The organism is Enterobacter cloacae complex sp. 394F7, assembly GCF_057320385.1.
Map to the genome: position 1 here is coordinate 35,770 of NZ_JBXWCS010000019.1, position 21,281 is coordinate 57,050.

A 21,281-nucleotide genomic window follows, 5' to 3' on the forward strand; every position below is an offset into this window, starting at 1 on the left:
CGTTGCGTGTTGACGCCACAGTTGCTGCTGGCGTAACATGCGCGCACGATTACGCTAAGAGGACATTCGCCTTGGACACACCCAGTAGATACTGGCTCAATTCCCTGTCATCCAGGAACAACTCCTAAGGCTATCTCCTCTTGCTGATGGCCTTAGTGGTTGTCAGCGACCTGCATTATTCCCGTCGCGCTGAGTCAGGCTGTTTAATGGTCTGAAACCCAATTTGTTTCTGTGTGCCCACCGAACTGTCCGATATTTTTTGCATTGGGAGTCCCGGTCATGTTGAGCGCATTTCAACTCGAAAATAACCGACTGACTCGGCTTGAAGCCGAAGAGTCACAGCCCCTCATTGATGCCGTATGGGTGGATCTGGTCGAGCCGGACGACGATGAACGCCTGCGCGTACAATCTGAGCTGGGGCAGAGTCTGGCCACTCGCCCGGAACTGGAAGACATCGAAGCATCCGCACGTTTTTTTGAAGACGAAGACGGCCTGCACATTCACTCCTTCTTCTTCTTTGAAGATGCCGAAGACCACGCGGGGAACTCCACCGTGGCATTTACCATTCGCGACGGTCGCCTGTTTACCCTGCGCGAGCGCGAACTGCCGGCGTTTCGTCTCTATCGTATGCGCGCCCGCAGCCAGGCGATGGTGGACGGCAATGCTTACGAATTGCTGCTCGATCTGTTCGAAACCAAAATTGAGCAGTTGGCGGATGAGATTGAAAACATCTACAGCGATCTGGAAAAACTGAGCCGCGTCATCATGGAAGGCCATCAGGGCGATGAATACGACGAAGCGCTCTCCACGCTGGCGGAGCTGGAAGATATCGGCTGGAAGGTGCGTCTGTGTCTGATGGATACCCAGCGCGCGCTGAACTTCCTGGTGCGCAAGGCGCGTCTGCCGGGCGGCCAGCTGGAACAGGCGCGTGAGATCCTGCGCGATATCGAATCCCTGCTGCCGCACAACGAATCACTGTTCCAGAAGGTCAACTTCCTGATGCAGGCGGCGATGGGCTTTATCAACATCGAGCAGAACCGCATTATCAAGATCTTCTCGGTGGTATCCGTGGTGTTCCTGCCGCCGACGCTGGTGGCATCCAGCTATGGGATGAACTTTGAGTTTATGCCAGAGCTGAAGTGGAGTTTCGGCTATCCGGGGGCGATTATTTTTATGATCCTCGCCGGGCTGGCACCGTATCTCTATTTCAAGCGCAGGAACTGGCTGTAAAAATCTGGCGGGTGGCGCTGTGCTTACCCGCCCTACAAAACACCTACATTCCTTTGCGGGCCCGGCGCTGGGTATAAATCGCATCAGCGACAAAAATCGCCAGCGCCACCCAGATAAACGCGAACGTCACCATCTTATCTGCACCCGGCACTTCGCCGTAAAACACCACCGCCAGCAGGAACATCAGCGTTGGGCCGATGTACTGGAAAAAGCCCAGCGTGGACAGACGCAGGCGCGTTGCCGCACCGGTAAAGCAGAGCAGTGGGATGGTCGTCACCACGCCTGCGGCCATCAGCATTACATTCAGGGACCACGGGTTGCTGCCCATGTGGCTGGTCGGGCTGTCGGCAATGCCGAAGAGATAGATAGCGGCCACCGGCAACAGCCACAGGGTTTCAAACAGCATGCCGGTTTGCGCTTCCACGGCAATCTTCTTACGCACCAGCCCGTAGAACGCAAAGCTGAACGCCAGCCCCAGCGCAATAACAGGCAGTGAACCGAAGGTCCACAGCTGAACCAGCACGCCGCAGAAGGCGAGGATCACCGCCAGCCACTGCATCCGGCGGAAGCGCTCGCCGAGGAAAATCATCCCCAGCACAATATTCACCAGCGGGTTAATAAAGTAGCCCAGACTCGCTTCGAGCATATGATGATTATTCACCGCCCAGATAAACAGCAGCCAGTTTCCGCCAATCAGTACTGCTGAGAGTGCCAGCAGGAAGATCTTCTTCGGGGTTTGTAGCAGCGTTTTGACGCCAGACCACTGACGACTAACGCTCATCAGCGCGATCATGAAGAAGAAGGACCAGATGACGCGGTGAGTGAGGATCTCATCAGCCGGTACGTAAGCGATAAATTTAAAGTAGGCGGGTGCGACACCCCAAATAAAATAAGCGGCAAGGGCGAGTAACACGCCCTGCCGCGTCTGTTTAGCATCCATCGGGAAAATCCGTGACAAAAAAGTGAATTAACTTTACCCGATTTTTCAGCTTCAACCCACCATATAAGTGGCGGTTGCGCTGGCGATATAAAGTTGTTCTTCGTTATGCAGTTCAACACGCGCCACGGCGACCTTATTACCCGCACGGAGCAGGCTGCTGCTGCAGGTGAAGCGGTTTCCGCGCCCGGGACGCAGATAATCGACGCGTAAATCGATGGTACCCATGCGGGATAAGCGCTGACGCAGCTCGTCTTCGTTGATGGTGTCATGGCGGGTCAGGGTGCTGCCAACACATACCAGCCCTGCAGCCACGTCCAGCGCGGAGGCAATCACCCCGCCATGTAAAATGCTCTGTGCCCAGTTGCCTACCATCATCGGCTGGTTGTTAAAGCTGAGCTGGGCAAAGTCTTTTTCGTAACGCTCCAGCTCCAGTCCCAGCGCGCGGTTAAACGGCATATGGTAAACAAAAATCTCGCCCACGAGTTTTAACGCTTCTTCGGCGGTTAGCATGGCTGACATGAGACATCACATCCTTAATGTTAATAAAATGTTGATTTTATGCCCGGACAGGCAAGAATGCCACTTTCAGAAACGAGGATGCAGCAGTTGCTGCAGAAGTCTGTAGAATGTGCGCCATATAACGATTCAGATCATTTAACATTTTGCAGGAGAACACCACCGATGCGGACGTATCTGGCAGGGTTACTGGCAGCGGTTGCGCTGCCCCTCACAGCCTATGCGCAGGAAGCGACAGTCAAAGAGGTGCATGATACGCCAGCAGTTCGCGGTAGCATTATCGCTAACCTGCTGCAGGAGCATGATAATCCCTTCACGCTCTACCCGTACGACACCAACTATGTGCTCTATACCTGGACCAGCGATCTCAACAAAGAGGCGATTCGCTCCTATGACTGGGCTGAGAATGCGCGCAAAGATGAGGTGAAATATCAGCTCAGCCTCGCGTTTCCGTTCTGGCGCGGCATTCTGGGGCCGAATTCGGTTCTCGGTGCGTCTTATACCCAGAAATCCTGGTGGCAGCTTTCCAACAGCGGTGAATCTTCACCGTTCCGTGAAACCAACTATGAGCCACAGCTGTTCCTGGGGTTTGCAACGGATTATGAGTTTGCAGGCTGGACATTGCGTGACGTTGAAGTGGGCTTCAACCATGACTCCAACGGCCGTTCCGATCCAACCTCACGTAGCTGGAACCGCGCCTATACGCGCCTGATGGCGCAAAACGGTAATATGATGGTGGAAGTGAAGCCGTGGTACGTGGTGGGCAGCACCGATGACAACCCGGATATCACCAAATATATGGGCTACTATCAGCTCAGGATTGGCTATCAGCTGGGTGATGCGGTGCTGAGCGCCAGGGGCCAGTACAACTGGAACACCGGTTACGGCGGCGCAGAAGTGGGCTTAAGCTACCCGATGACCAAACACGTGCGTATCTATACGCAGGTCTACAGCGGTTACGGCGAGTCGCTCATCGATTACAACTTCAATCAGACCCGCGTGGGTGTCGGCGTGATGCTGAACGATATTTTCTAAGACGCTCGAATGTTTTTGCGTTAAACGTTGAAGTTTCTCTCTCAGGCGCTGAAAATAGCGCCTGTTTCATTTCTGGCATATGGGGTTAACGTGGCGCAGGCGGAAGTATTGAATCAGGAGTCGCTGGCTAAACAGGTTTTGCATGAAACCTTTGGCTACCAGCAGTTCCGTCCTGGCCAGGAAACCATCATTGAAACCGTGCTGGAAGGCCGTGATTGCCTGGTGGTAATGCCGACCGGTGGCGGTAAATCGCTCTGCTATCAGGTGCCCGCGCTGGTACTTAATGGCCTGACGGTCGTGGTATCGCCGCTGATTTCTCTGATGAAAGACCAGGTTGACCAGCTGCTCGCCAACGGCGTGGCGGCGGCCTGTCTTAACTCCACGCAAACCCGCGAGCAGCAGCAAGAGGTGATGGCCGGTTGCCGTACCGGACAGGTTCGCTTGCTGTATATCGCACCAGAACGGTTGATGCTGGATAACTTCCTCGACCATCTGGCGCACTGGAATCCCGTTCTGCTGGCCGTTGATGAAGCACACTGTATCTCGCAGTGGGGCCACGATTTCCGCCCGGAATATGCGGCACTTGGTCAGCTGCGTCAGCGCTTCCCTGAACTGCCGTTTATGGCGCTGACCGCCACGGCAGATGACACCACGCGGCTGGATATCGTCCGCCTGCTGGGGCTGAACGACCCGCTGATCCAGGTCAGCAGCTTCGACCGCCCGAACATCCGCTATATGCTGATGGAAAAATTCAAGCCGCTGGATCAGCTTCTGCGCTATGTGCAGGAGCAACGCGGCAAGTCAGGCATCATCTACTGCAACAGCCGCGCAAAGGTGGAAGACACCGCTGCGCGTCTGCAAAACCGCGGCTTTAGCGCGGCGGCCTATCATGCCGGGTTAGAAAACCACATCCGCGCCGACGTGCAGGAAAAATTCCAGCGTGATGACCTGCAGATTGTGGTGGCGACGGTGGCGTTCGGCATGGGCATTAACAAGCCCAACGTCCGCTTTGTGGTGCACTTCGACATTCCGCGAAATATCGAATCCTACTACCAGGAAACCGGCCGCGCCGGCCGTGATGGCCTGCCTGCGGAAGCGATGCTGTTTTACGATCCGGCCGATATGGCGTGGCTGCGCCGCTGCCTGGAAGAGAAACCGCAGGGACAGCTGCAGGATATCGAGCGTCACAAACTCAACGCCATGGGCGCGTTTGCGGAAGCGCAGACCTGCCGTCGTCTGGTGCTGCTCAACTACTTTGGTGAAGGGCGTCAGGAGCCGTGCGGCAACTGCGATATCTGTCTCGACCCGCCAAAGCAGTACGATGGCCTGATGGACGCGCGTAAGGCGCTTTCGACCATATACCGTGTTAATCAGCGCTTCGGGATGGGCTACGTGGTGGAAGTGCTGCGCGGTGCCAATAACCAGCGTATCCGCGACATGGGTCACGATAAGCTGCCTGTCTACGGTATTGGCAAAGACCAGAGCCACGAGCATTGGGTCAGCATTATTCGTCAGTTGATTCACCTCGGTTTTGCCACACAGAACATTGCCCAGCACTCCGCGCTTCAGCTCACCGAAGCCGCGCGCCCGGTGCTGCGTGGGGATGTTGAACTCAAGCTCGCCGTGCCGCGCGTAGTGGCCCTGAAACCGCGGGTGATGCAGAAATCCTACGGCGGCAACTACGACCGCAAGCTGTTTGCCAAACTGCGCAAGCTGCGTAAAGCGATTGCCGATGAAGAGAACATTCCGCCATATGTGGTCTTCAACGACGCGACGCTGATCGAGATGGCCGAGCAGATGCCGCTCAGCGCCAGCGAAATGCTCAGCGTCAACGGCGTGGGCACGCGCAAGCTGGAGCGCTTTGGTAAAGAATTCATGGCGCTCATCCGTTCACATGTCGATGGTGATGATGAGGAGTAGTCAGCCGCGCAAAAAAGTGCCAGGATGATGACTCACTGAATTATTTCCCCGCGAGCGAATTATGTTAATGCTATTTCTTACCGTGGCGTTGGTGCACATTGTTGCGCTGATGAGCCCGGGCCCTGACTTTTTCTTCGTGTCACAAACCGCCGTCAGCCGCTCCCGCAAAGAAGCAATGATGGGGGTGTTGGGTATCACTATGGGTGTTATGGTCTGGGCGGCCGTGGCGCTGCTTGGCCTGAACCTCATCCTGGCGAAGATGGCGTGGCTGCATAACATCATCATGGTTGGTGGCGGTCTGTACCTGTGCTGGATGGGCTACCAGATGCTGCGCGGAGCGCTGAAGAAAGAAGAGAAAAAAACGCAAGAGCCAAAAGTTGAGCTGGCAACGGGCGGCCGTAGCTTTGTGAAAGGGCTGCTGACCAACCTGGCGAACCCGAAAGCGATTATCTATTTCGGTTCCGTCTTCTCCCTGTTCGTGGGCGACAGCGTGGGGGCGGGTGCACGCTGGGGTATCTTCCTGCTGATCGTGGTTGAGACGTTTGCGTGGTTCACCGTTGTTGCCAGCCTGTTTGCCTTACCGGCGATGCGCCGTGGCTATCAGCGCATCGCGAAATGGATTGACGGCTTCGCCGGCGCGCTGTTCGCCGGCTTTGGTATTCACCTTATTATCTCTCGCTAAGCATGACGCGCTGACGCAAGCAGCGCGCCAACCAGCATAAACAGCGAACCAAACACTTTGTTCAGGGCCTTCATTTGCTTAGGCCCTTTAATCCATGCTGCAATCCGCTGCGCCAGCGTCGCGTAGCCAATCATCACAATAATATCGACAACAATGGTGGTCACGCCCAGGACTACGTACTGCATGACCTGCGGCTGATGCGGGACGATAAACTGCGGGAACAGGGCAGCCAGAAAAACGATGCTTTTTGGGTTGGTCAGATTTACAAACACCGCCCGCTTAAACAGGCGACCGCGAGTTTGCGTCCGGGCAAGAGTGTTGAGATCAATTGAGCCTGCTGCGCGCCATTGCTGAATGCCGAGCCAAATCAGATATGCCGCACCGGCCCATTTCAGCACTTCAAATGCCAGCACCGAGCGGGAGAAGAGCGTCCCTAAACCCACGCCCACCAGCACAATGTGAATCCCCAGTCCGGTTTGCAAACCGGCAATGGATGCTGCCGCCCCGCGATAACCGTGGTTAATGGAGGTTGTCATGGTATTAATTGCCCCCGAACCCGGTGACAGGCTGAGGATGATGGATGTCAGCAGGTAAGCGAACCACCACTCGAAGGTCATTTGAAACTCCCGAATCGTCTGTTTTTATGCCACAATACGCTATTGTTGAGTCATTTTGTGACCAGTTACGAAAAAAACGATATTCCCTGAATGACGGGGGGTGGAAACCCGATGTTGCAGCAGAAAAAGGACTGGGAAACACGAGAAAACGCATTTGCTGCTTTCTCCATGGGGCCGCTGACCGATTTCTGGCGTCAGCGTGAGGAAGATGAGTTTACGGGCGTCGGGAATATCCCGGTACGCTTTGTTCGTTTCCGTGATGAAAAAAATGACCGGGTAATTGTGGTCTGCCCCGGGCGTATCGAAAGCTACATCAAATATGCCGAGCTGGCGTACGACCTGTTCCATCTGGGTTTTGACGTGTTAATTATCGACCATCGCGGGCAGGGGCTTTCCGGTCGAATGTTGCCGGATACCCATCGTGGCCACGTAGATAACTTCAGTGATTATGTCGACGATCTTGCCGCCTTCTGGCAGCAGGAAGTGCAGCCCGGCCCGTGGCGTAAGCGCTATATTCTTGCGCACTCCATGGGCGGCGCGATCTCTACGCTCTTTTTGCAGCGCTACGATCACCAGTGCGATGCCATTGCGCTGACCGCGCCGATGTATGGCATTGTGATACGTTTTCCGGACTGGATGGTGCGCCATCTTCTCGACTGGGCTGAGGGCCATCAGCGCATACGTGAAGGTTACGCCATCGGAACAGGGCGCTGGCGGGCTTTGCCGTTTGCCCTCAACGTCTTAACCCATAGCCGTCAGCGTTATCGCCGCAACCTGCGCTTCTATGCCGATGAGCCTCGCTTGCGCGTTGGCGGCCCCACCTGGCACTGGGTGCGGGAGGGGATACATGCAGGGGAGCAGGTTCTGGCGGGTGTTGGTGATGATGACACGCCGACACTCCTGATTCAGGCTGAAGAAGAGCGTGTGGTGGATAACCGCATGCATGACCGTTTTTGTGAACTGCGCGCTGCCGCCGGTCACCCTTGTGAAGGGGGTAAACCGCTGGTCATCAACGGCGCGTACCATGAGATCCTTTTTGAAAAGGACGCTATGCGCTCAGTCGCGCTTAACGCCATCGTCGAGTTTTTCGACCGGCATAACTGATTTTCTATTGAGGTTAAATTTTCCTATGTACCAGGTTGTTGCATCTGATTTAGATGGCACGCTGCTTTCCCCCGACCACACCCTGTCGCCGTACGCGAAAGAGACCTTAAAGCTGCTGACTGCCCGTGGCGTGCACTTTGTGTTTGCCACCGGGCGCCACCACGTGGATGTGGGGCAGATCCGCGATAATCTTGAGATTAAATCGTACATGATCACCTCCAACGGTGCGCGCGTTCACGACACCGATGGCAATCTGATCTTTACCCACAACCTGGATCGCGACATTGCCGCCGATCTGTTCGGTGTGGTGCACAATAATCCGGCTATCGTCACGAACGTTTACCGCGACGATGACTGGTTCATGAACCGCCACCGCCCGGAAGAGATGCGCTTCTTCAAAGAAGCGGTGTTTAACTACTCCCTGTATGAGCCAGGTCTGCTCGAGCCGGAAGGGATCAGCAAAGTCTTCTTTACCTGCGAAAGTCACGAAGAACTGCTGCCGCTGGAGCAGGCGATCAACGCCCGCTGGGGCGATCGCGTCAACGTAAGCTTCTCCACGCTGACCTGCCTGGAAGTGATGGCGGGTGGCGTTTCCAAGGGGCACGCTCTGGAAGCGGTGGCCAAACGCATGGGCTTTGAGCTGAAAGACTGTATCGCATTTGGTGATGGCATGAACGATGCTGAGATGCTCTCGATGGCGGGTAAAGGCTGCATCATGCAGAACGCGCACCAGCGCCTGAAAGACCTGCACCCGGAGCTGGAAGTGATCGGCACCAACGCAGACAATGCGGTACCAAAATATCTGCGCAAGCTGTTCCTTGAATAATCTTCATTTGGTTGTTTATTGCTCAGTTGTCAACTAAAGAGTTCGCTACAATGCCTCTCCTTCTTTCTGAGAGACAAGCATTGTGGCGCTACTCATTATCACCACTATCCTGTGGGCCTTCTCCTTTAGCCTGATTGGCGAATACCTTGCCGGATCGGTCGACAGCTATTTCTCGGTGCTGATGCGCGTGGGGCTGGCGGCGCTGGTGTTCCTGCCCTTTTTGCGTACGCGCGGACAATCCCTGCAAACCGTTTTGCTGTATATGCTGGTGGGGGCGATGCAGCTCGGCATCATGTATCTGTTTAGCTTTCGGGCGTATATCTACTTGTCCGTCTCGGAGTTTCTGCTCTTTACAGTGCTGACGCCGCTCTATATCACGCTGATTTACGACCTGCTCAGCAGGCGTCGTCTGCGTTGGGGCTATCTGTTGAGCGCAGCGCTGGCGGTGATTGGCGCGGCGATTATTCGCTACGATAAAGTGAGCGATCACTTCTGGACCGGCCTGATGTTCGTGCAGTTAGCAAACATCAGCTTCGCTATTGGTATGGTGGGCTACAAGCGCCTGATGGAAACCCGCCCGATGCCACAGCACAACGCGTTTGCCTGGTTCTATATGGGGGCGGCGGTGGTCGCGGTCGCAGCCTGGTTTATGTTGGGTAACCCGCAAAAATTACCTACCACCACCGTGCAGTGGGGCATTCTGGTCTGGCTGGGTGTGGTGGCCTCGGGGCTGGGGTACTTCATGTGGAACTATGGCGCAACTCAGGTAGACGCCGGTACGCTGGGCATCATGAACAACGTGCACGTGCCCGCGGGGCTACTGGTAAACCTTGCTATCTGGCAGCAACAGCCCCACTGGCCGAGTTTCCTTATTGGGGGAGCGGTGATCCTGGCTTCGCTGTGGGTACATCGCCGTTGGGTCGCTCCGCGCTCCGCACAAACGGAAGATGGTCGCACGCGTGGTTCCGCGTTGAGCGAATAAACGCTTCCGTGATCGGCTGACGCTGCTCGCCATCGCGCACGGCGGCGTACAGCCGGCTCCACAGTCCTTCTCCCAGGGTTTTGGTGACCACCAGGCCCTGGCGTTCAAAACTCTCTACCACCCAGTGCGGCAGCGCCGCGATGCCCATTCTGGCGGCAACCATCTGAATCAACAGCAACGTATTATCCACGCTTTTCAGCTGTGGACTGATGCCCGCCGGCTGCAGGAAATGGCGCCAGATATCCAGGCGACTGCGCTGCACCGGGTATATCAGCAGCGTTTCAGTCGCCAGGTCTTCCGGGGTGATACGCGTCTTGCTGGCCAGCGGATGATCCGGTGCCAGCACCAGACGCACCTCATAATCGAACATTGGCGAATAATGCAGGCCGCTACGCGGCAGAATGTCTGACGTCATCACCAGATCCAGCTCGCCCTGCTGGAGTGACGGCTGCGGGTCAAACGTCACGCCGGAGGTAAAGTCCATTTCTACCTGCGGCCACTTCTGGCGGAAGTTCTCAAGCGCGGGGGTCAGCCACTGAATACAGCTGTGGCACTCAATGGCGATACGCAATTTAGTTTGTTGCGGCTCATTGCAGGACTGAAGCGCGCTGGCAATCTGCGGCAGCACCTGATTTGCCAGCTGCAGGAGGATCTCGCCCTGGGGGGTAAAGCGCAGCGGCTGGCTCTTACGCACAAAAAGACGAAAGCCGAGACGTTGTTCCAGATCGCTGAACTGGTGAGAAAGGGCGGACTGAGTCTGGTGCAGTGAGGCCGCCGCCGCCGCGAGAGAACCGCAGTTTCGCAACGCTTGTAGCGTTTTCAGGTGTTTTATCTCGATCATGAAAGTCCTTCACTTCGCCATGAACATTTTGCGCTTGAGGAATATACAGTACCTGCCAATTATAGATGTGTAAACATCTGGACGTCTAAATAACGAATTTCACAAGGGGCATGACATGACAATCCGCAATCACACTCTCGGTTTCCCTCGCGTTGGCCTGCGTCGCGAGCTAAAAAAAGCACAAGAAAGCTACTGGGCAGGAAACACCACGCGTGAAGAGCTGCTGGCAGTGGGCCGCGAACTGCGTGCCCGCCACTGGGAGCAGCAAAAACAGGCGGGCGTAGACCTGCTGCCGGTGGGCGATTTCGCCTGGTACGACCATGTTCTGACGACCAGCCTGCTGCTTGGCAATGTCCCGGCTCGTCATCAGAACAACGATGGATCGGTAGATATCGACACGCTGTTCCGCATCGGCCGTGGCCGTGCGCCAACCGGTGAGCCAGCGGCAGCGGCGGAAATGACCAAGTGGTTTAACACCAACTATCACTATATGGTGCCGGAGTTTGTTAAAGGTCAGCAGTTCAAACTGACCTGGACCCAGTTGCTGGATGAAGTGGACGAAGCGCTGGCGCTGGGGCACCAGGTGAAACCGGTGCTGCTGGGGCCAGTGACCTACCTGTGGTTAGGGAAAGTCAAAGGCGAGCCGTTCGATCGTCTGAGCCTGCTGAAGGATATCCTGCCGGTCTACAAACAGGTGCTGATTGAGCTGGGCAAACGCGGTATTCAGTGGGTGCAAATCGACGAACCGGCGCTGGTGCTCGAGCTGCCGCAAGCGTGGCTCGATGCCTTCAAACCGGCTTACGATGCACTGACCGGGCAGGTGAAGCTGCTGCTTACCACCTACTTTGAAGGTGTGACGCCGAACCTCGGCACCATCACCAAATTGCCAGTGCAGGGCCTGCACGTTGACCTGGTGCATGGAAAAGATGATGTTGCAGAACTGCACAAGCGCCTGCCAGCGGAGTGGCTGCTCTCTGCCGGGCTGGTAAACGGTCGTAACGTCTGGCGCGCCGATCTGACAGAAAAATATGCTCAGATTAAGGACATCGTCGGCAAACGTGAGCTATGGGTGGCCTCTTCGTGTTCACTGCTGCACAGCCCTATCGATCTCAGCGTTGAAACCCGCCTGGATGCGGAAGTGAAAAGCTGGTTTGCCTTTGCCTTGCAGAAATGTGAAGAACTGGCTCTGCTGCGTGATGCCCTGAACAGCGGTGACACGGCGGCGATTACCGAATGGAGCGCTCCGATTCAGGCCCGTCGTCATTCGTCTCGCGTTCACAACCCGGCGGTGGAAAAACGTCTGGCGGCTATCACCGCGCAGGACAGCCAGCGTCAAAGCCCGTATGAAGTGCGTGCAGAAGCCCAGCGCGCCCGTTTCAACTTGCCTGCGTGGCCAACCACCACTATCGGTTCCTTCCCGCAAACTACCGAGATCCGCGGCCTGCGCCTGGACTTCAAAAAGGGCAACCTTGATGCGGCCAACTACCGCACCGGCATCGCGGAACATATCAAACAGGCGATTGTGGAGCAGGAGCGCTTAGGCCTGGACGTGCTGGTTCACGGGGAGGCAGAGCGTAACGACATGGTGGAGTACTTCGGTGAACATCTGGACGGTTTCGTCTTTACCCAAAACGGCTGGGTACAGAGCTATGGTTCCCGCTGTGTAAAACCACCGGTGGTGATCGGTGACGTCAGCCGTCCGCACCCGATCACCGTCGAATGGGCTAAATATGCCCAGTCCCTGACCGACAAGCCGGTAAAAGGCATGTTGACCGGTCCGGTGACCATTCTTTGCTGGTCCTTCCCGCGTGAGGACGTGACCCGTGAAACCATCGCGAAGCAAATTGCGCTGGCGCTGCGCGATGAAGTGGCGGATCTGGAAGCGGCGGGCATTGGCATCATCCAGATTGACGAACCGGCCCTGCGCGAGGGATTACCGCTGCGTCGCAGCGACTGGGACGCCTACCTGCAGTGGGGTGTGGAAGCGTTCCGCATCAATGCCGCAGTGGCGAAGGACGACACGCAGATCCACACCCACATGTGTTACTGCGAATTTAACGACATTATGGATTCCATTGCCGCACTGGATGCCGACGTGATCACCATCGAGACCTCGCGTTCAGATATGGAACTGCTGGAGTCATTCGAAGAGTTCGATTACCCGAACGAAATCGGGCCGGGCGTATATGACATTCACTCCCCGAACGTGCCGAGCGTAGAGTGGATCGAAGCCCTGCTGAAGAAAGCCGCTCAGCGCATTCCGGCAGAGCGCCTGTGGGTGAACCCGGACTGCGGTCTGAAAACCCGCGGCTGGCCTGAAACCCGCGCGGCGCTGGCGAATATGGTGAAAGCGGCGCAGAATTTGCGTCAGGGTTAAGACAGAGTCGATCCCATTATGTAGCCCGGTAAGGCATCGCCGCCACCGGGCTTTTATGTTTACGCTTTCTTGCCGCCGTAGTGGCTAAACCACGCCAGCATCCGCTGCCAGCCATCTTTGGCTGACTCCGCGTGATAGCTCGGGCGATAATCGGCGTTAAACGCGTGTCCGGCATCCGGGTATACGACAATGTCGGCCTTCGCATTCGCCGCGCGTAGCGCATGGCGCATGGTCTCTACCGTATCGAGTGGAATACCCGTGTCCTGACCACCGTACAGTCCCAGCACCGGGGCATTTAAGTCTGTGGCGATATCAACCGGATGTTTTGGCGAGTTCAGCGTTTTTTCGCCCACCAGTTTACCGTACCAGGCCACAGCAGCTTTCAGCTGCGGATTGTGCGCGGCATACAGCCAGCTAATGCGTCCGCCCCAGCAGAACCCCGTTATCATCAGGCGATGCGCATCACCGCCGTTACGCGCCGCCCAGTTGGCAACATGATCCAGATCGGCCAGCACCTGTGCATCCGGCACTTTACTGACCAGGTTGCTCAAAAGCGTTGGGATATCGCTGTAGTCGTTCGGATCGCCCTGACGGAAATAGAGCTCTGGCGCAACGGCCAGGTAACCTTCCAGCGCCAGTCGGCGGCAGAGGTCGCGAATATGTTCATGAACGCCGAAAATTTCCTGAACCACAATCACGATCGGCAGCGGACCGTCTGCCGATGCTGGTCGTGCGTGGTAAGCAGGCATATTTTCCCCCTGCGAGGGAATGGAGGTCTCTCCCGCCGTAATGGCGTCTTCAGGCGTTGAGACGATGGTTGAGGCATGCGGAGCCGCAGCAGGTGCAAAACCGGTTTTTTCAGTCATGGCATTCTCCGTACCAATGAGTTAGCGCAAAGGTAAATATAGACACCAGGTTAACAACCCACAGTGCCTTAAACGGTCTATCTTTTGTGCAGCACACCACGATATAACTTGTTAATGTGATGTAAATCACTTTTTTATGGAAATATACTGCAATCATTTTCATTCATGGTGAGATGTGTCACGAAATTATGCGTATTGCTTCTGTAAAGTACCGTTTTACTTCTTCTGACTAACCGACCCACAGAGGAGTCACCTATGTCTAAGTCTGATGTTTTTCATCTCGGCCTCACCAAAAACGATTTACAAGGGGCTACGCTCGCGATCGTCCCGGGCGATCCTGAGCGTGTGGAAAAGATCGCCGCGCTGATGGATAAGCCGGTTAAGCTGGCAGCCCATCGTGAATTCACCACCTGGCGTGCAGAGCTGGATGGTAAGGCCGTGATTGTGTGCTCTACCGGTATCGGTGGCCCATCTACCTCCATTGCCGTTGAAGAACTGGCGCAGCTGGGCATCCGGACGTTCCTGCGTATCGGGACGACCGGTGCGATCCAGCCGCATATCAACGTGGGTGATGTATTGGTGACTACCGCGTCCGTGCGTCTGGATGGGGCGAGTCTGCACTTTGCACCAATGGAATTCCCGGCGGTTGCCGATTTTGAATGTACGACGGCGCTGGTTGAAGCAGCGAAATCCGTTGGCGCAACCACGCACGTGGGCGTAACCGCCTCGTCGGACACCTTCTACCCGGGTCAGGAGCGTTACGACACCTTCTCTGGCCGTGTGGTGAGCCGTTTTAAAGGCTCTATGGAAGAGTGGCAGTCTATGGGCGTGATGAACTATGAAATGGAATCTGCAACGCTGCTGACTATGTGCGCAAGCCAGGGTCTGCGTGCCGGTATGGTGGCGGGGGTTATCGTCAACCGTACCCAGCAGGAAATACCGAACGCCGAAACCATGAAACAAACCGAAAGTCATGCGGTAAAAATCGTGGTTGAAGCGGCCCGTCGTCTGATCTAATCCTCTCTTCTGACATCAAAGGCCGACACGTTCGGCCTTTATTTTTTGCGTAGCGCCTCGCAGGAAAACCCTTTCAAACTGGACGTTTATACAGCACAATCTTATTTTGTGCGGTAATACGTTGATGCAGGGGGCATTGTGGATCTCTCAATTCTGATTTACGCGGTGATTGCGCTCGCGGGCGTGGCGATAGGCTGGCTGATTTCCAGCTATCAGCACGCGCAGCAAAAGGCCGATCAGCTGGCAGAGCGTGAAGAGATAGTCGCCGAGTTAAGCGCGACAAAACAGCAACTTGCGCTGAGTGAACACTGGCGAGACGAGTGCGAGTTACTCAACAACGAACTGCGCAATCTGCGTGATATCAACACCTCACTGGAAGCCGATCTCCGTGAAGTAACAACCCGCCTGGAATCCACTCAACTGCATGCGGAAGACAAAATCCGCCAGATGATGAACAGCGAGCAGCGCCTCAGCGAACAGTTTGAGAATCTCGCGAACCGCATTTTTGAGCACAGCAACCGCCGCGTTGACGAACAAAACCGCCAGAGTCTGAACAGTCTCCTGACGCCTCTGCGTGAGCAACTGGACGGTTTCCGTCGTCAGGTGCAGGACAGCTTTGGTCAGGAGGCCCGCGAGCGGCACACCCTGGCACACGAAATTCGTAATCTGCAGCAGTTGAATGCACAAATGGCGCAGGAAGCGGTCAACCTGACCCGCGCCCTGAAAGGGGATAACAAAACGCAGGGTAACTGGGGTGAAGTCGTCCTGACGCGGGTGCTGGAAGCCTCTGGACTGCGCGAAGGGTATGAATACGAAACCCAGGTCAGCATAGAAAACGACGCCCGCTCGCGAATGCAGCCAGATGTCATTGTGCGTCTGCCGCAGGGTAAAGATGTGGTGATTGATGCCAAAATGACGCTGGTGGCCTATGAGCGTTACTTCAATGCGGAGGATGACTACACCCGCGAATCGGCGTTGCAGGAGCACATTGCCTCCGTGCGGAACCATATTCGTCTGCTGGGCAGAAAAGACTATCAGCAGTTGCCGGGTTTGCGCTCGCTTGACTATGTTCTGATGTTTATCCCGGTAGAGCCTGCTTTTCTGCTGGCACTCGACAGACAGCCGGAACTGATAACTGAAGCGCTGAAAAACAACATTATGCTGGTCAGCCCCACCACGCTGCTGGTGGCGTTACGCACCATTGCCAACCTGTGGCGCTATGAACATCAGAGCCGCAACGCGCAGCAGATTGCCGATCGCGCCAGCAAGCTGTACGACAAAATGCGCCTCTTTGTGGATGATATGTCCTCGGTCGGGCAAAGCCTGGACCGCGCGCAGGACAACTACCGCCAGGCGATGAAAAAACTCGCCTCCGGGCGGGGTAATCTGCTGGCGCAAGCTGAAGCCTTCCGCGGCCTGGGGGTGGAGGTTAAACGCGAGATTAATCCGGAACTGGTTGAGCAAGCCACGGCACAAGACGAAGAGTTTCGCCTGCGCGAAGGCGCTGATGGACAAAAGAGAGACAGTGAAGACAACGAGTTAGCGGCAGAGATATCGCCAGACCCGCATCTGGCGCGTTTCTTACGTGGTGGTTGAAACGTAGGGCAAACGCGCCCAATCTGTTACACTTCACGAACATTTTACTGATAAGCAGGCTCTGAGATGGTTGACGATTCACAAGACACAACGCACTTTGGCTTTCAGACTGTCGCCAAAGCGCAGAAAGCTGACATGGTGGCCCACGTATTTCATTCCGTGGCGGCGAAGTACGATGTGATGAATGACTTGATGTCATTCGGCATTCATCGCTTGTGGAAGCGCTTCACCATCGACTGCAGCGGTGTGCGTCGTGGACAAACGGTACTGGACCTTGCCGGCGGCACGGGCGATTTGACCGCGAAATTCTCCCGTCTGGTGGGTGAAACCGGGCGTGTTGTTCTGGCTGATATTAACGACTCCATGCTGAAAATGGGGCGTGAGAAGCTGCGTAACATCGGCGTGGTGGGGAATGTGGAATATGTGCAGGCAAACGCCGAGGCACTGCCGTTCCCGGACAATACCTTTGACTGCATCACTATCTCTTTTGGCCTGCGTAACGTCACCGATAAAGAAAAAGCACTGCGCTCAATGTATCGCGTGCTGAAGCCGGGCGGACGTCTGCTGGTGCTTGAGTTCTCCAAACCGATTATCGAGCCACTGAGCAAAGCCTACGACGCCTATTCATTCCATGTTCTGCCGCGTATTGGCGAGCTGGTGGCAAACGACGCAGAAAGCTACCGCTATCTGGCGGAATCCATTCGCATGCACCCGGATCAGGACACCCTGAAGGCCATGATGCAGGATGCGGCGTTTGAAAACGTTGAGTATTTCAACATGACGGCGGGTGTCGTCGCACTGCATCGCGGTTATAAGTTCTGAGTGGAGGTGTCCTGTGCCCTTTAAACCCTTAGTCACCGCAGGCATCGAGAATGTACTGAATGCCTTTCTCTATCGTGCGCCAGCGCTAAAAGCCGCGCGGCAGCGACTTAACGGGAAGGTATTGCGGATCGTTTTAAAAGAGTTCTCGACGCCGCTTGTGCTGGTCTTCAGCGAACGCCAGCTTGATGTTCTGGGGGAGTGGGAAGGAGACGCCGATTGCTCTGTCATCACGCGCATGAGCGTGCTGCCAAAACTGCGTGACCGCCAGCAACTAACGGCGCTGATCCGCAGCGGTGAGCTGGAAGTGGAAGGCGACCTTCAGGTCGTACAAAATTTCGTTGCGCTCAGCGATCTGGCCGAGTTTGACCCGGCGGAACTGCTTGCCCCGTTTATTGGCGACATTGCAGCGGAAGGGATCGGCAAAGCCCTGCATGGTGGTACCGCCTTCCTGCGTAAAAGCCTGCAACGTCAGCAGCGCTATGCGGCAGAAGTGCTGACTGAAGAGTGGCGTATGGCCCCTGGACCGCTGGAAGTGGCCTGGTTCGCGGAAGAGACTGCGGCTGTTGAACGTGCGGTTGATGCGTTAACCAAACGGCTGGAAAAACTGGAGGGCAAATGACGCCTGGTGAAATTCGGCGCCTCTATTTTATCGTCCACACCTTTTTGAGTTACGGGCTCGACGAGCTTATCCCCAAAATGCGTATCACGCTGCCGCTTCGTATCTGGCGGCGGATGTTGTTCTGGATGCCTAATCGCCACAAAGGACAGCCGCTGGGTGAACGCCTGCGTCTGGCGCTACAGGAGCTGGGCCCGGTATGGATTAAGTTCGGCCAAATGCTCTCGACCCGTCGCGATCTTTTCCCGCCTCAGATTGCCGATCAGCTGGCACTGCTGCAGGATCGTGTGGCCCCGTTTGACGGCGTGCGCGCGAAAAAACAGATCGAAGAGGCGATGGGCAATATTCCTGTTGAGACCTGGTTCGACGATTTCGACATTCAGCCGCTGGCTTCTGCCTCCATTGCCCAGGTGCATACCGCGCGTCTGAAAGAGAATGGCAAAGAAGTCGTTATCAAAGTTATCCGCCCGGATATTCTGCCGATCATCAAAGCGGACATGAAGCTTATCTATCGTCTGGCGCGCTGGGTTCCGCGTCTGCTCCCTGACGGACGCCGCCTGCGCCCGCTGGAAGTGGTACGGGAATATGAAAAAACGCTGATCGATGAGCTAAACCTGCTGCGCGAATCGGCAAACGCCATTCAGCTACGGCGTAATTTTGAAAACAGCCCGATGCTGTATGTTCCTGAAGTCTATTCTGACTACTGCAGCCAGAACATGATGGTCATGGAACGTATTTACGGTATTCCCGTCTCGGATGTCGTGGCCCTGGAGAAACAGGGAACGAACATGAAGCTGCTGGCCGAACGTGGCGTACAGGTCTTCTTTACTCAGGTCTTCCGCGACAGCTTTTTCCACGCAGACATGCATCCGGGCAATATCTTTGTGAGCTATGAGCATCCGGACGACCCGCAATATATCGGCATTGATTGCGGTATTGTCGGCTCGCTCAATAAAGAAGATAAGCGTTATCTGGCGGAGAATTTTATCGCCTTCTTTAATCGCGACTACCGTAAAGTGGCTGAATTGCATGTTGACTCAGGTTGGGTTCCGCCGGACACCAATGTCGAAGAGTTTGAGTTTGCCATCCGTACCGTCTGTGAACCGATTTTTGAAAAACCGCTGGCGGAAATCTCGTTCGGTCACGTTTTGCTGAATCTGTTTAACACCGCTCGCCGCTTCAATATGGAAGTGCAGCCACAGCTTGTTTTACTTCAGAAAACATTACTTTACGTTGAAGGTGTAGGTCGACAGCTCTATCCTCAGTTAGACTTGTGGAAGACCGCGAAACCGTTCCTGGAATCCTGGATTAAGGATCAGGTTGGCATTCCGGCTCTGGTGCGGGCTTTCAAAGAGAAAGCCCCGTTCTGGGTTGAAAAAATGCCGGAACTTCCTGAACTGGTGTATGACAGTTTGCGTCAGAGCAAGAACCTTCAGCTCAGCATGGATAAAATCGCCCACGAGCTTCAGTCGAACCGCGTACGCCAGGGCCAGTCTCGCTATCTGTTTGGCATTGGCGCAACCCTGCTGCTCAGTGGTACGTTGTTGTTAATCAACCGTCCGGACTGGCAGATGATGCCCGCCTGGCTAATGGCTGCCGGAATAGTGGTCTGGTTCGTTGGCTGGAGAAAGACGCGCTGAACAGGCATCGCTATCACCAGGTCGCATACGTATAATGCGGTCTGACTAATTAATCATCTATCTCTGAGGAATATGTATGGGTGGTATCAGTATCTGGCAATTAGTCATTATTGCCGTCATCGTCGTGCTGCTGTTTGGCACCAAAAAGCTCGGTTCTATCGGTTCCGATCTGGGCGCGTCTATCAAAGGCTTCAAGAAAGCAATGAGCGATGATGAGAGCAAGCAGGATAAAACCAGCCAGGACGCTGACTTTACTGCTAAATCCATCTCCGACAAGCAAGAAGATGCCAAAAAGGAAGACGCTAAACGCCACGATAAAGAGCAGGTGTAAGTCGTGTTCGACATTGGTTTTAGTGAGCTGCTGCTGGTCTTTGTGATTGGCCTCATCGTGCTGGGGCCACAGCGTTTACCCGTTGCAGTCAAAACGGTTGTGGGGTGGGTGCGTGCGCTTCGTTCGCTGGCATCCACCGTACAGAACGAGCTGGCGCAGGAACTTAAGCTGCAAGAGTTTCAGGAAAGCCTGAAAAAGGTTGAGAAGGCGAGCATGGATAACCTGACGCCGGAACTGAAAGCCTCCATGGATGAACTGCGCGAAGCGGCAGAATCCATGAAGCGCTCCTACAGCGTTAACGATCCTGAAAAAGCGAGCGATGAAGCGAACACCATCCATAACCCGGTGGTGAAGAACAGTGAAGCGCAGCGCGAGGGCGTAACGCCTGCCAGCGCGGAGCATCAGGCCACCGCGCCTGAACATACGCCGCAGGAACCTGAACTGAAAAAACAGGCGCAGCCGGAAGACCCTGTGGTCAACGCGGCTGAAGCAAAGCCCGCCGCGCCTGTTACCGAATCATCCCCCTCGTCGAGTGATAAAGCGTAAACATGGCAGTAGATGATACTCAACCGCTCATTACGCACCTCATTGAGCTGCGTAAGCGCCTGTTAAACTGCATTATTGCGGTTTTCGTTATTTTCTTATGCCTGGTTTATTTCGCCAATGACATCTACCAGGTTGTCTCCGCGCCGCTGATAAAGCAGATGCCGCTGGGCGCAACGATGATCGCGACGGACGTTGCTTCGCCGTTCTTTACGCCCATTAAGCTCACGTTCTGGGTATCGTTGATCGCTTCTGCACCCATCCTGCTGTATCAGATCTGGGCGTTTGTGGCGCCAGCGCTGTATAAGCATGAACGCAAACTGGTGATCCCACTGCTGGTCTCCAGCTCGCTGTTGTTCTATATCGGCATGGCGTTTGCCTATTTCGTGGTCTTCCCGCTGGCTTTTGGCTTCCTGACGCATACCGCGCCGGAAGGGGTACAGGTGTCGACCGATATTGCCAGCTACCTCAGCTTTGTGATGGCGCTGTTTATGGCATTCGGCGTGGCGTTCGAAGTGCCGGTTGCGATTGTGCTGCTTTGCTGGGTGGGTGTAACCACACCAGAAGACCTGCGTAAAAAGCGTCCGTATATTCTGGTCGGCGCATTTGTGGTCGGCATGCTGCTGACGCCGCCCGATGTCTTCTCGCAAACGCTGCTGGCCATACCGATGTACTGTCTGTTTGAGGTAGGCGTCTTCTTCTCACGTTTCTATGTGGGGAAAGGGCGTCGGTCAGAGGACGAAGACGACGTCTCTGAAAAGAGCACTGAAGAGTAAAACC

22 protein-coding genes are annotated in these 21,281 nt (G+C 55.4%); 17 read left to right on the plus strand and 5 right to left on the minus strand.

All coding sequences use genetic code 11. The annotated features are described in order from the left end of the window. Positions 1-71 precede the first annotated feature (71 nt). Both ysgD and corA read left to right on the plus strand, forming a co-directional pair. Positions 72-128 (plus strand): YsgD/CorL family protein, encoded by a 57-nt coding sequence (ysgD, locus tag AC2FAK_RS21370; RefSeq protein ID WP_212743980.1) that lies wholly within the window; start codon positions 72-74, stop codon positions 126-128. A gap of 151 nt (positions 129-279) precedes the next feature. Next, entirely contained in the window at positions 280-1,230 is a 951-nt protein-coding gene (gene corA, locus AC2FAK_RS21375; RefSeq protein WP_008501540.1) for a magnesium/cobalt transporter CorA, read from the plus strand. A 43-nt stretch (positions 1,231-1,273) separates the two neighbouring features. Here corA and rarD read toward each other — a convergent pair whose 3' ends face one another. Beyond that, positions 1,274-2,170 carry an EamA family transporter RarD gene (gene rarD, locus AC2FAK_RS21380; protein WP_095455727.1) on the minus strand — a complete coding sequence of 299 codons (897 nt, stop codon included), beginning with the start codon at positions 2,168-2,170 and terminating at the stop codon, positions 1,274-1,276. Positions 2,171-2,221: 51 nt separating this feature from the next. After that, positions 2,222-2,689 carry an acyl-CoA thioesterase YigI gene (yigI, locus tag AC2FAK_RS21385; RefSeq protein WP_013099253.1) on the minus strand — a complete coding sequence of 156 codons (468 nt, stop codon included), beginning with the start codon at positions 2,687-2,689 and terminating at the stop codon, positions 2,222-2,224. Positions 2,690-2,851: 162 nt separating this feature from the next. On the opposite strand from yigI, the gene pldA reads away from it, so the two are divergent. The 3 genes from pldA to rhtC all read left to right on the plus strand — a co-directional run bounded on the left by pldA (position 2,852) and on the right by rhtC (position 6,323). Further along, a complete protein-coding gene (gene pldA / locus AC2FAK_RS21390; RefSeq protein WP_013099252.1) occupies positions 2,852-3,721 on the plus strand; it encodes a phospholipase A in 870 nt (289 codons plus the stop codon). A gap of 90 nt (positions 3,722-3,811) precedes the next feature. Further along, the gene (recQ, locus tag AC2FAK_RS21395; RefSeq protein ID WP_029883130.1) at positions 3,812-5,641 is read left to right on the plus strand and encodes an ATP-dependent DNA helicase RecQ; all 1,830 of its coding nucleotides are present in this window, start codon (positions 3,812-3,814) and stop codon (positions 5,639-5,641) included. A gap of 61 nt (positions 5,642-5,702) precedes the next feature. Further along, positions 5,703-6,323, plus strand: coding sequence for a threonine export protein RhtC (gene rhtC / locus AC2FAK_RS21400; RefSeq protein ID WP_045294999.1), 621 nt, complete (start codon positions 5,703-5,705; stop codon positions 6,321-6,323). On the opposite strand, the gene rhtB is transcribed toward rhtC, so the two are convergent. Continuing rightward, positions 6,320-6,940, minus strand: a complete 621-nt coding sequence (gene rhtB / locus AC2FAK_RS21405) for a homoserine/homoserine lactone efflux protein (RefSeq protein WP_013099249.1) — start codon at positions 6,938-6,940, stop codon at positions 6,320-6,322. The genes rhtC and rhtB overlap by 4 nt on opposite strands. A gap of 111 nt (positions 6,941-7,051) precedes the next feature. Between rhtB and pldB the strand changes: the two genes are divergently transcribed. The 3 genes from pldB (at position 7,052) to AC2FAK_RS21420 (ending at position 9,852) form a co-directional block, all read left to right on the plus strand. Next, positions 7,052-8,044, plus strand: a complete 993-nt coding sequence (gene pldB, locus AC2FAK_RS21410) for a lysophospholipase L2 (protein ID WP_013099248.1) — start codon at positions 7,052-7,054, stop codon at positions 8,042-8,044. A gap of 25 nt (positions 8,045-8,069) precedes the next feature. Continuing rightward, the gene (yigL, locus tag AC2FAK_RS21415) at positions 8,070-8,870 is read left to right on the plus strand and encodes a sugar/pyridoxal phosphate phosphatase YigL (protein WP_013099247.1); all 801 of its coding nucleotides are present in this window, start codon (positions 8,070-8,072) and stop codon (positions 8,868-8,870) included. Positions 8,871-8,952: 82 nt separating this feature from the next. Next, complete coding sequence (locus tag AC2FAK_RS21420) at positions 8,953-9,852, plus strand: carboxylate/amino acid/amine transporter (RefSeq protein ID WP_023621553.1); 900 nt, start codon at positions 8,953-8,955, stop codon at positions 9,850-9,852. On the opposite strand, the gene metR is transcribed toward AC2FAK_RS21420, so the two are convergent. Further along, entirely contained in the window at positions 9,740-10,693 is a 954-nt protein-coding gene (gene metR / locus AC2FAK_RS21425) for an HTH-type transcriptional regulator MetR (protein ID WP_013099245.1), read from the minus strand. The two genes, AC2FAK_RS21420 and metR, sit on opposite strands and share 113 nt — an antisense overlap. A 115-nt stretch (positions 10,694-10,808) precedes the next feature. On the opposite strand from metR, the gene metE reads away from it, so the two are divergent. After that, positions 10,809-13,070, plus strand: coding sequence for a 5-methyltetrahydropteroyltriglutamate--homocysteine S-methyltransferase (metE, locus tag AC2FAK_RS21430; protein ID WP_047352124.1), 2,262 nt, complete (start codon positions 10,809-10,811; stop codon positions 13,068-13,070). A 59-nt stretch (positions 13,071-13,129) separates the two neighbouring features. Here metE and AC2FAK_RS21435 read toward each other — a convergent pair whose 3' ends face one another. Next, positions 13,130-13,936, minus strand: coding sequence for a dienelactone hydrolase family protein (locus tag AC2FAK_RS21435; RefSeq protein WP_058650621.1), 807 nt, complete (start codon positions 13,934-13,936; stop codon positions 13,130-13,132). Positions 13,937-14,191: 255 nt separating this feature from the next. Here AC2FAK_RS21435 and udp point away from each other — a divergent pair, with 255 nt between their 5' ends. The 8 genes from udp to tatC all read left to right on the plus strand — a co-directional run bounded on the left by udp (position 14,192) and on the right by tatC (position 21,277). Continuing rightward, positions 14,192-14,953: a uridine phosphorylase gene (gene udp / locus AC2FAK_RS21440; protein ID WP_003860792.1), complete on the plus strand. Its 762-nt coding sequence runs from the start codon at positions 14,192-14,194 to the stop codon at positions 14,951-14,953. A 138-nt stretch (positions 14,954-15,091) separates the two neighbouring features. Continuing rightward, positions 15,092-16,549 (plus strand): DNA recombination protein RmuC, encoded by a 1,458-nt coding sequence (rmuC, locus tag AC2FAK_RS21445; RefSeq protein ID WP_058680742.1) that lies wholly within the window; start codon positions 15,092-15,094, stop codon positions 16,547-16,549. A 66-nt stretch (positions 16,550-16,615) separates the two neighbouring features. Next, positions 16,616-17,371 carry a bifunctional demethylmenaquinone methyltransferase/2-methoxy-6-polyprenyl-1,4-benzoquinol methylase UbiE gene (gene ubiE, locus AC2FAK_RS21450; RefSeq protein ID WP_013099241.1) on the plus strand — a complete coding sequence of 252 codons (756 nt, stop codon included), beginning with the start codon at positions 16,616-16,618 and terminating at the stop codon, positions 17,369-17,371. Positions 17,372-17,384: 13 nt separating this feature from the next. Continuing rightward, positions 17,385-17,990, plus strand: a complete 606-nt coding sequence (ubiJ, locus tag AC2FAK_RS21455) for a ubiquinone biosynthesis protein UbiJ (RefSeq protein WP_058680741.1) — start codon at positions 17,385-17,387, stop codon at positions 17,988-17,990. Beyond that, positions 17,987-19,627, plus strand: a complete 1,641-nt coding sequence (gene ubiB, locus AC2FAK_RS21460; RefSeq protein ID WP_020688734.1) for a ubiquinone biosynthesis regulatory protein kinase UbiB — start codon at positions 17,987-17,989, stop codon at positions 19,625-19,627. The genes ubiJ and ubiB overlap by 4 nt, the downstream gene beginning before the upstream one ends. 76 nt (positions 19,628-19,703) lie before the next feature. After that, positions 19,704-19,958: a Sec-independent protein translocase subunit TatA gene (gene tatA / locus AC2FAK_RS21465; RefSeq protein WP_013099238.1), complete on the plus strand. Its 255-nt coding sequence runs from the start codon at positions 19,704-19,706 to the stop codon at positions 19,956-19,958. Between the two features lie 3 nt (positions 19,959-19,961). Further along, positions 19,962-20,504 carry a Sec-independent protein translocase protein TatB gene (gene tatB, locus AC2FAK_RS21470; protein WP_023621768.1) on the plus strand — a complete coding sequence of 181 codons (543 nt, stop codon included), beginning with the start codon at positions 19,962-19,964 and terminating at the stop codon, positions 20,502-20,504. A gap of 2 nt (positions 20,505-20,506) precedes the next feature. Further along, positions 20,507-21,277, plus strand: coding sequence for a Sec-independent protein translocase subunit TatC (gene tatC / locus AC2FAK_RS21475; RefSeq protein WP_013099236.1), 771 nt, complete (start codon positions 20,507-20,509; stop codon positions 21,275-21,277). The last annotated feature ends 4 nt before the right edge of the window (positions 21,278-21,281 follow it).

Coding starts and splice junctions, on each gene's coding strand:
- corA (WP_008501540.1), top strand. CDS start 280: ATGTTGAGCGCATTTCAACTCGAAAATAACCGACTGACTCGGCTTGAA.
- rarD (WP_095455727.1), bottom strand. CDS start 2,170: ATGGATGCTAAACAGACGCGGCAGGGCGTGTTACTCGCCCTTGCCGCT.
- yigI (WP_013099253.1), bottom strand. CDS start 2,689: ATGTCAGCCATGCTAACCGCCGAAGAAGCGTTAAAACTCGTGGGCGAG.
- pldA (WP_013099252.1), top strand. CDS start 2,852: ATGCGGACGTATCTGGCAGGGTTACTGGCAGCGGTTGCGCTGCCCCTC.
- rhtC (WP_045294999.1), top strand. CDS start 5,703: ATGTTAATGCTATTTCTTACCGTGGCGTTGGTGCACATTGTTGCGCTG.
- rhtB (WP_013099249.1), bottom strand. CDS start 6,940: ATGACCTTCGAGTGGTGGTTCGCTTACCTGCTGACATCCATCATCCTC.
- pldB (WP_013099248.1), top strand. CDS start 7,052: ATGTTGCAGCAGAAAAAGGACTGGGAAACACGAGAAAACGCATTTGCT.
- yigL (WP_013099247.1), top strand. CDS start 8,070: ATGTACCAGGTTGTTGCATCTGATTTAGATGGCACGCTGCTTTCCCCC.
- metR (WP_013099245.1), bottom strand. CDS start 10,693: ATGATCGAGATAAAACACCTGAAAACGCTACAAGCGTTGCGAAACTGC.
- metE (WP_047352124.1), top strand. CDS start 10,809: ATGACAATCCGCAATCACACTCTCGGTTTCCCTCGCGTTGGCCTGCGT.
- AC2FAK_RS21435 (WP_058650621.1), bottom strand. CDS start 13,936: ATGACTGAAAAAACCGGTTTTGCACCTGCTGCGGCTCCGCATGCCTCA.
- udp (WP_003860792.1), top strand. CDS start 14,192: ATGTCTAAGTCTGATGTTTTTCATCTCGGCCTCACCAAAAACGATTTA.
- ubiE (WP_013099241.1), top strand. CDS start 16,616: ATGGTTGACGATTCACAAGACACAACGCACTTTGGCTTTCAGACTGTC.
- ubiB (WP_020688734.1), top strand. CDS start 17,987: ATGACGCCTGGTGAAATTCGGCGCCTCTATTTTATCGTCCACACCTTT.
- tatA (WP_013099238.1), top strand. CDS start 19,704: ATGGGTGGTATCAGTATCTGGCAATTAGTCATTATTGCCGTCATCGTC.
- tatC (WP_013099236.1), top strand. CDS start 20,507: ATGGCAGTAGATGATACTCAACCGCTCATTACGCACCTCATTGAGCTG.